Here is a 287-nt window from a genome sequence, read left to right as displayed (position 1 = left end):
CTGCGTGACAACCTGCCGATTCCGGCCGGCCTGCGCAGCCTGGACCTGGATGTCGAAGACCTCAGCGGCTTCAGCGATGCCAACCCGGCCGTCGATGTGGCGCCGCTGAACCTCGCCTACGTGATCTACACCTCCGGCTCCACCGGCCGCCCGAAAGGTGCCGGCAACAGTCACCAGGCCCTGGTCAACCGCCTGTGGTGGATGCAGAAGGCCTACGGCCTGGACGCCAGCGACAGCGTGCTGCAGAAAACCCCGTTCAGCTTCGACGTGTCGGTGTGGGAATTCTT

General features: G+C 65.2%; 1 protein-coding gene. It reads left to right on the top strand.

The window, feature by feature from the left end; all coding sequences use genetic code 11:
* Nucleotides 1-287 (top strand): AMP-binding protein (locus SB756_RS29340; protein WP_410913063.1); only part of this gene is annotated, 287 nt, incomplete at both ends.

This window comes from Pseudomonas sp. SIMBA_068 (assembly GCF_046534705.1).
GTDB classification, from domain to species: domain Bacteria; phylum Pseudomonadota; class Gammaproteobacteria; order Pseudomonadales; family Pseudomonadaceae; genus Aquipseudomonas; species Aquipseudomonas putida.
The sequence above is the reverse complement of the archived record's forward strand: the minus strand, read 5'-3'. Positions and strand labels throughout refer to the sequence as shown.